We start from the raw sequence: 5,144 nt of genomic DNA on the forward strand, positions 1-5,144 counted from the left end.
CAAGCCCGGCCATGACGAATTTCTGTCTTCAAGTCAGTGGGTTAGGCGACCGCTTCCCGGGCCTTTTCGGCGCGCTTGCGCTCGTTCGGATCCAAGAACTTCTTGCGCAGGCGGATCGATTTCGGCGTCACCTCGACCAGCTCGTCGTCCTGGATATAGGCGAGCGCCTTCTCCAGCGTCATGCGGATCGGCGGCGTCAGGCGCACCGCCTCGTCCTTCGAGGTGGTGCGGATGTTGGTGAGCTGCTTGCCCTTGAGCACGTTGATCTCGAGATCGTTGTCACGGGTGTGCTCGCCGACGATCATGCCGCGATAGACCTTCCAGCCCGGCTCGATCATCATCGGGCCGCGGTCTTCCAGCTTGAACATGGCATAGGCTACCGCCTCGCCCTGGTCGTTGGAGATCAGGACGCCGTTGCGGCGGCCCTGGATATCGCCCTTGAACGGCGCATAGCCGTGGAACAGGCGGTTCATGATCGCGGTGCCGCGGGTGTCGGTGAGCAGTTCGCCCTGATAGCCGATCAGGCCGCGCGTCGGCGCGTAAAACACCAGGCGCAGGCGGTTGCCGCCGGACGGGCGCATTTCGATCAATTCCGCTTTTCGTTCGCTCATCTTCTGTACAACGACGCCGGAATGCTCCTCGTCGACGTCGATCACGACTTCCTCGATCGGCTCCTGCAGCGCGCCGGTGGCTTCATCCTTCTTGAACACCACGCGGGGCCGCGACACCGAGAGCTCAAAGCCCTCGCGCCGCATGGTCTCGATCAGGATCGCGAGCTGCAATTCGCCGCGGCCGGCGACCTCCATGGAATCCTTGTCGGCCGATTCGGTCACGCGGAGCGCGACATTGCCCTCCGCCTCCCGCAGCAACCGGTCGCGGATCATGCGGCTCGTCACCTTGTCGCCCTCGGTGCCGGCGAGCGGCGAGTTGTTGACGATGAACGACATCGACACGGTCGGCGGATCGATCGGCTGCGCCGGCAGCGGCGTCTCGATCGCAGGATCGCAGAACGTATCGGCGACGGTGCCCTTGGTGAGGCCGGCGATGGCGACGATATCGCCGGCTTCGGCCTCATCGAGCGGGGTGCGCTCGATGCCGCGGAAGGCGAGAATTTTCGTGAGCCGGCCCTGCTCGATCACCTTGCCGTCGGCCGACAGCACCTTGACCTGCTGGTTCGGCTTGATCAGGCCGGAGGTGATGCGGCCGGTGATGATGCGCCCGAGATAGGGATTGGCCTCCAGAATGGTGCCGATCATCCGGAACGGGCCCGGCTCGATCTGCGGCGCCGGGACGTGGCGCAGGATCAGGTCGAACAGCGGCTGCATGCCCTGCTCTTTCGGGCCATCCGGGCTCTCCGCCATCCAGCCCTGCTTGGCCGAGCCGTAAAGGATTGGGAAATCGAGCTGCTCCTCGCTGGCATCGAGCGCCGCGAACAAATCGAACACCTCGTTGATGACCTCGGTCGGCCGCGCATCGGGGCGGTCGACCTTGTTGATGACCACGATCGGCTTCAGACCGACTTTCAGCGCCTTGGAGACGACGAATTTGGTCTGCGGCAGGGGGCCCTCGGCGGCATCCACCAGCACCAGCGCGCCGTCGACCATGTTAAGGATGCGCTCGACCTCGCCGCCGAAATCGGCATGGCCCGGCGTATCGACAATGTTGATGCGGGTGTCCTTCCAGGCGACCGAAGCGGCCTTGGCCAGAATGGTGATGCCGCGCTCCCGCTCCAGGTCATTGGAGTCCATGGCGCGTTCGGCGACCTTCTGGTTCTCGCGAAAAGTTCCGGACTGCTGCAGCAGGCGGTCGACCAGCGTGGTCTTGCCGTGGTCGACGTGGGCGATGATGGCAACGTTGCGAAGGTTCATGGCGGCTTCTTTATCGGTCGTGCAAATAGATCACGCGCTCCGGCTATCCCTACACCGGGACCTCGTCTTGCGGATGACGCTTGGCGGAAACCAGCAGGACCACCTGGTCCCAAAAAGGAAGCCCGGCCGACCGGACCGGGCATACCCTACACGCTGCGGCGCAATATAGTCGGGAAACGCCAAAAAACAATGGGTTGTTTTGGGGCCGATCGACCGGATTCCTCAGACGCCGCCCAGCTCGGCAGTCGGGTAAACCCCGCGCAGGACCTCCTCGAAATGACTTTTGACCGATTCGTTGCAGAGGCAGGCCCGCGCCTGCAGGGCGACGCGGTCACGCACCAGGATCGCGCCCCGCCGGGTCTCCAAAATGCCTTCGGCCTTGAGGGTCTGGAGCACCCGGCTGGCATAGGAGCGGCCGACCCCGAGCAGGGTCGCCAGCTGCTCATGGGTCAGCGGCACCGTCGCCTCATTGTCCGTGCGGTCCATGGCGGAGACGATCCATTTCGCGGCGCGCTGCTCGATGGAGTGAATCGCGTTGCAGGCGGTCGACTGAAACATCTGCGCGAGCATGCAGTCGGCGTAGCGGGCGAAGACGTTGCGCAGCGTCAGGGACTTCATTTTTGCGGCTTCGAGCCTGGCAACCGGCAGCTTGGCGAACGGCCCGCCAAACTTGACGATGATGCGCGTATAGGCCGGAAGGTATCCGTGACTGACGATCCCGCCGACCGCGCCCTCCCGGCCGACCAGGATGGTCTCGACGTCGCGGCCGTCCTCATTGGCGACCAGATAGGTGGCGAGGGCCGGGCCGCAGGGAAAGTGGACGGTATCGACGTCGTCCCCGGGGTTGTAGAGCAGATCGTTGGCCGCGGCATCGTGCGGGGACAAATATGGGTCCAGCAGCGCAAAGTCGGATCGATTGAGGCGGCGCAGCAGGTTGTTGTACGGGCGGTCGTTGACCTCGGCCGCCGCGTCGCGTCGGGTAAGCATAAGGGCGTTCCTCCCTCCCTGGACCCATATCAACCATGCAGGCGGTGAATGGGTTCCGGGGAAAATGTCGACAAGTGAACAGACGGCGGTGCGCGGAATGTGCTGACCTTGGCTCGGAACCCGTCGATGTGCTTGCAAGGAGGCGTCGGCAGCGGGCCGTCTGATGCCTAAGAACCCGCTGACACACAATGACTAGCCTCCCCAATGACGTGCTGATCGTCGAGGACGATCCATTCATCGCGCTCGATCTCGAGGAGACGGTTCTCCGTCTCGGTGTGAAGAGCGCGCGCACCACGTCAACCGTTGCGCGCGCCCTGGAAATGATCGCCGAACGTGCGCCGGACCTTGCGCTGCTCGACGTCGGCCTGCGACACGAAAACAGCTTTGCCATCGCAGAACAGCTTGCAGTGCAGAAAATCCCCTTTGTCTTCGTCACGGGGTACGGCAGCGATAATGTGCCTCGCGCCTTCGCGGACCGACCGCGGCTGCAAAAACCCTGCACGACCGCGGCGCTGCTGCTGGTGTTGCAGCGGTTCGGCGCGGGGAGCGAATAGCGTGCCGTCAGCTGGCGGCGTTCGGCCATTCCAAGGTCACGGGCGCGAAGCCCGACGAATCGCCGCCCAGATCATCAGGACGCCGAAAGCCCCAGCGATGAAGGCGAGGAGAAGGATTGACACAAGGCTGCTGTCGAAACGCGTCGACGAGATCGAGCCGCCCATGAAAATCAACGCGCACAGGCCGGGCAGCAGCAGGATGACTCCGCTGATTCCGATCAGCGCGGTGACACAGCCGCTGGGTTGATGCTCCGGCGGCATCGAGCCGAGCGGACGGGGAATAGGCGGCCTTTGCTCGTTATCGCTCATGGTCGGTCAACTCCCGGCCAAACGGGCGCGGATCTCGGCAATCTGCCCGTCCCGATAGAACAGATTGTAGGTATCGAATGGGATGATCTCGCCATCCTGCGTGACGAAATGGATGCAGGAGCGTTTGACGTTACCGACGCAGAAATTGAAGCGGTCGAGAAACTGCACGATGGTGACGCGAAAGATGTTCTCGTAGCTCAGTCCGTCAGGTACCTGGAACGTCGGCAGGCAGCACAGCAATTCGGCGACGCGCTCGCCGGTGTTGAGCGGTCCCGATGACAGCGAGAACAGCTCGACGAATTTCTCCCGCAGCGCCGGGTATTTTTCGGGGCTGATCGTGTTGGGCATGACCGCGAGCAACTGCTCCTGCGGAATCAGCGAGGTCAGCGGCAGCACGCTCTCGCCGTTGCGCAGGCCGTAACCGATCGAGATGCTTTCCGGGTTGCAGGGCAGCGGGATCATGTCGTTCGCCCCGAACACGCCGGTCTCGATCACGCGCTGGCGGATTTCCGACAGCATGATGCGGTCGCGATCCTTGACAAAATTCTCGTTGCGGCCGGCGTCCTGCACCGGCTGCAGCGTCACGCCCCGCACACAGCTCCATTGCAGGGCGTGACGGACGATATCGCCGATCTCATGATCGTTGACGCCGCGCTTGATGGTCGCGACCAGCGTCGTGGAAAGACGGTGCCGTTCCAGGTTCTCCAGCGCCTGGCGGCGGATCATTCGCAGATCCGCGCCGCGCAGATTGATCAGAGCATCGCGCTGCAGTGAATCGAACTGCAGGTAGATCTCGAGGCCGCGCCGGTTTTCCGCGAGCCGCGCCACGAAGTCCGGCTCGCGCGCGATCCTGAGGCCGTTGGTGTTGATCATGACATGGCGGATCGGCCGGGCGCGAACCGCGTCCAGTATGGCGAAGAAATCCGGATGCAAGGTCGGCTCGCCGCCGGAAATCTGCACCAGGTCGGGCTCGCCCTCGCTCGCCACTAGGGCGTCGAGCATTTTCTCGATTTTTGGCAGCGGCGTGAACGCGGTTCGTGCCGGTGAGGAGCCGGCAAAGCAGACCGGGCAAGTGAGGTTGCAGTGCTCGGTGATCTCGATCAAGGCAAGGCAGGAATGCTGCTCATGGTCGGGGCACAGGCCGCAGTCGAACGGGCAGCCGTACTCGGTGCGCCGCTGGAAGGTGAGCGGCCTGTCGCCCGGCTTGATGTAGTCCTTGCAGCGCCGCCAATAGGCTGAATCGGTGGAGACCAGGGTCGATTGTACGCCGTGCTCGCGGCAGCGCTTCTCGTACCAGACCTCATCGCCCAGAAGCTGGATCTTGGTCGGCACCAATGCGAGACAGGTTTCGCACAGCGATTGGGTCTGGCCCCAGAAGATGTAGGGGCGGGATCTACGCAGCGGCGCGTTCATCGGTGAGCCTTAG

Annotated in this window: 5 protein-coding genes; 1 reads left to right on the plus strand and 4 read right to left on the minus strand. The window is 63.5% G+C overall.

Annotation, left to right across the window (positions count from 1 at the left end; all coding sequences use genetic code 11):
• Positions 1-41 precede the first annotated feature (41 nt).
• Together typA and JOZ76_RS10600 are read right to left on the minus strand one after the other, a co-directional pair.
• Positions 42-1,868, minus strand: a complete 1,827-nt coding sequence (gene typA, locus JOZ76_RS10595) for a translational GTPase TypA (RefSeq protein ID WP_291698583.1) — start codon at positions 1,866-1,868, stop codon at positions 42-44.
• 222 nt (positions 1,869-2,090) lie between these two features.
• A complete protein-coding gene (locus tag JOZ76_RS10600) occupies positions 2,091-2,855 on the minus strand; it encodes a Crp/Fnr family transcriptional regulator (protein WP_291698584.1) in 765 nt (254 codons plus the stop codon).
• Positions 2,856-3,043: 188 nt separating this feature from the next.
• Here JOZ76_RS10600 and JOZ76_RS10605 point away from each other — a divergent pair, with 188 nt between their 5' ends.
• A complete protein-coding gene (locus JOZ76_RS10605; protein WP_291698585.1) occupies positions 3,044-3,409 on the plus strand; it encodes a response regulator in 366 nt (121 codons plus the stop codon).
• A gap of 36 nt (positions 3,410-3,445) precedes the next feature.
• Here the strand turns inward: JOZ76_RS10605 and JOZ76_RS10610 are convergent, their stop codons facing one another.
• Both JOZ76_RS10610 and JOZ76_RS10615 read right to left on the minus strand, forming a co-directional pair.
• Positions 3,446-3,718 (minus strand): hypothetical protein, encoded by a 273-nt coding sequence (locus tag JOZ76_RS10610; protein WP_291698586.1) that lies wholly within the window; start codon positions 3,716-3,718, stop codon positions 3,446-3,448.
• 6 nt (positions 3,719-3,724) lie between these two features.
• Entirely contained in the window at positions 3,725-5,131 is a 1,407-nt protein-coding gene (locus tag JOZ76_RS10615; RefSeq protein ID WP_291698587.1) for a radical SAM protein, read from the minus strand.
• Positions 5,132-5,144: the final 13 nt, after the last annotated feature.

This window comes from Bradyrhizobium sp., from assembly GCF_019244115.1.
Lineage (GTDB): Bacteria > Pseudomonadota > Alphaproteobacteria > Rhizobiales > Xanthobacteraceae > Bradyrhizobium.

Excerpts from the sequence above, each read along its gene's own strand:
- JOZ76_RS10610 (WP_291698586.1), bottom strand. The coding sequence starts at position 3,718 with ATGAGCGATAACGAGCAAAGGCCGCCTATTCCCCGTCCGCTCGGCTCG.
- typA (WP_291698583.1), bottom strand. The coding sequence starts at position 1,868 with ATGAACCTTCGCAACGTTGCCATCATCGCCCACGTCGACCACGGCAAG.
- JOZ76_RS10605 (WP_291698585.1), top strand. The coding sequence starts at position 3,044 with ATGACTAGCCTCCCCAATGACGTGCTGATCGTCGAGGACGATCCATTC.
- JOZ76_RS10615 (WP_291698587.1), bottom strand. The coding sequence starts at position 5,131 with ATGAACGCGCCGCTGCGTAGATCCCGCCCCTACATCTTCTGGGGCCAG.
- JOZ76_RS10600 (WP_291698584.1), bottom strand. The coding sequence starts at position 2,855 with ATGCTTACCCGACGCGACGCGGCGGCCGAGGTCAACGACCGCCCGTAC.